Below are 2,533 nucleotides of genomic sequence, written 5' to 3'. Positions count from 1 at the left end.
ACATGGAAGCTCTGGCCCCACGGCAACGCTGTTTCCATCGCTATGTTGCTACAGGCCTTCTCCGCCACTACGGCATTTGCTAAAAATCAGCAACGCTAAAACGTGTCAGAAGCCGGCTCAGTCTAGGAAATGGACGTCTTGCAGAAAGACCTATTCAACGCCTAGGGCTTTGAAAACAGCGTCAATGGGGTCTGCATAAAAGCTCGTCTGGAATTTTGCAAACAACTCGCCGGGTATGGTTGGGATATCGCGCACACTGGCCATGGGAAGCAGGATACGCTTGGCCCCAGAATCGAACGCTACTTGAAGGGACTCAGCCAAGTTTTCAACCGGAACCACGTTGCCACCGAGACTCATGCTACCGAGGACAACCATTTGAGACTGAATCGGCTTTCCAAAGACTACAGAACAAAGCGCGATAAAAGCAGAGAGCGTTAAGGCATTGGTGGGACCAGTATTGTGCAATTCCACGATGTGGAGGTGATAATCGTGGTCGCCGGCCTTGATCGACGCACTGATGCGAGCAGCATTAGCCCTGAAGAAGTCAAAACCGACCTTGATGGCCTCTTTCGCTGCGCTGTTCGAACCAAGCCCAGATGTCTTGAGTGCGCCATTACCTGCCGTCACCTGCGTTTCAAGCCTATACAGCCCCAAATGTCCACCACTGCCCGTTGCAACAGTATGTAATGCGCCTGGACTCATCGGCCCGTCTGGGATGAGGGTGCCTCCTCCCTGTTCGGGCACGCTGATAAACTTCTCTTGCAACGTGTCGAGGTCGATGTAGCTGAAGTGCACATCAAAGAATTCCATACCGCCGATTTTCTTCAGCTGCTCCTTTACACGCCGACGTGTTTCTAAGGCATACTCGAGACATCGACGAACGGCGTCCTTGTCGTACTCCTCATTGGGATACAGCAGCTTCAAGAGGCCAGAAACGGTGTGCTTAACCGCGATCGTATCTCGCTGATTGAGATCTCTGCCGAGCTTGAAATACTTACTAATGGCATCGCCAAATGTTCGCTTACGCATCTCGCGCATCCATTCGGCGAGATAATCCACGATCATGCCGTACTGGTTGGTGAAAAATTCCGGCCGCATCTTGGGGATTTCCCAGCCTGGGACATAAGCATGGAACCGGTCAAAGAAGGCGCTGTCGATCATGTCTTCGGGGAAGGGGGCAAGAAGATGACTGGTCTTGACCAGTGTGTCCACGGACTGATTGATGTTCCCGACAAAGACCATAGAGGCGTAGGCATTGATGGCATCCCGTCCACGAGAGAAGGAGCCCGAGGCCATGTAGTCCTTCATGATCTGGACGCCATCTTTTTCTTTAAAGGTAATCCCCGCGACCTCATCGAATGCCACGACATCCCAGACGCCGACCAGTCCAACAGTCCGCCGCGCCATGTTGTAAAACAGATTCGCGACGGTCGTTTGGCCACCGGAGACAAGAATGCTATTGGGACTAATTTCCTTGTAGATATGACTCTTGCCGGTCCCTCGTGGCCCTAGTTCACAGATGTTGTAGTTGTTCTCCACCAAAGGGATCATGCGGGCCAACAAGTGCCACTTCACGCGTTCACTGAAGTTCGTTGGCTCCATACCTGTTGATCGCAACAAGACGTCAATCCACTGTTCTTCTGTGAATGCTCGCCGCCCTTGAAAGAGCTCCTCCAGATCCATGTTCGGCATTTGTATCGGCTTCAGATCCTGAATGACGAACGGCGAGCCCTTCTGGTTCTCCTCATAGAAATACTGCAGGGTCACAATGCACCAGATGCCTCCCACGAGCAGCTTCTCATACTTTTTGACGTAGCTGGTGCTGACCTCAACCCCTTTCACCCCAAGATTCGCGAGCAGGGCTTCATAGACATCTCGTTTTTCATTGAGCGTTACAGTTATCTTGTCGATGATTTTGAGACTTCCACGCTCGCGAATGGTGGACTTGACCTTCTCCGCTTCATCAGGACGCACATAGTTCTCGGCCAGAATATTCTTTACCGTAACGAGTCCTTCTTTGATGATGGTCTCGTCGTTGGATGCGCAGTAGGTGCCCAGGAGGTACTCCAACACGTATACGGGGACATTCGCCCCCTCTTTGACCAACTTGGTCAGATCTTTGCGAACGACCTTGCCGGCAAAATGCCGATTGAGGAGATCGTCGAGGCTGGTATCAATCGCTTTGTTGTCAGAAGTCATCGGCAAACACCCTATCAATAGTCACCGGTACACTCTGTTGCTCTATTCCAGTGTCGGCATCCCGAAGGACGAGCCGATATGCGGTGTTCTTGTGATACTGATGATCTTGCAGCACTAAGTGAACCCACTTCTTCCGTTCATCCATCTTATCTGAGGCACTATCAAACGTCACGGCCTCGACATTCGTGACGGCGTTATCTCCCTCGTAGATCGCCACCTTCAGTGTGATCGGCCTCACCCGTTCGCTGACTGGTTCCGCTTGAATCAGTTCGAAACGATGACGGTTCGTGGTGACTTTGTGGCTGGCTCCCAACACATGCACGGTGACGGACCT

At 52.1% G+C, this 2,533-nt stretch carries 1 protein-coding gene and 1 pseudogene; both read right to left on the bottom strand.

Annotated features, from left to right (window positions below):
* Positions 1-150 precede the first annotated feature (150 nt).
* Complete coding sequence (gene brxL, locus ACOSYY_RS16130; protein ID WP_421663719.1) at positions 151-2,199, bottom strand: protease Lon-related BREX system protein BrxL; 2,049 nt, start codon at positions 2,197-2,199, stop codon at positions 151-153.
* Positions 2,189-2,533, bottom strand: a pseudogene (locus tag ACOSYY_RS16125) (BREX-1 system phosphatase PglZ type A); the annotation flags it as partial. The pseudogene ACOSYY_RS16125 and the gene brxL, both read right to left, overlap by 11 nt.

This window comes from Nitrospira sp. BLG_2 (genome assembly GCF_049222245.1).
The sequence above is the reverse complement of the archived record's forward strand: the minus strand, read 5'-3'. Positions and strand labels throughout refer to the sequence as shown.

Bases quoted from the DNA above. Each gene is read 5' to 3' on its own strand.
- brxL (WP_421663719.1), bottom strand. From the start codon at position 2,199: ATGACTTCTGACAACAAAGCGATTGATACCAGCCTCGACGATCTCCTC.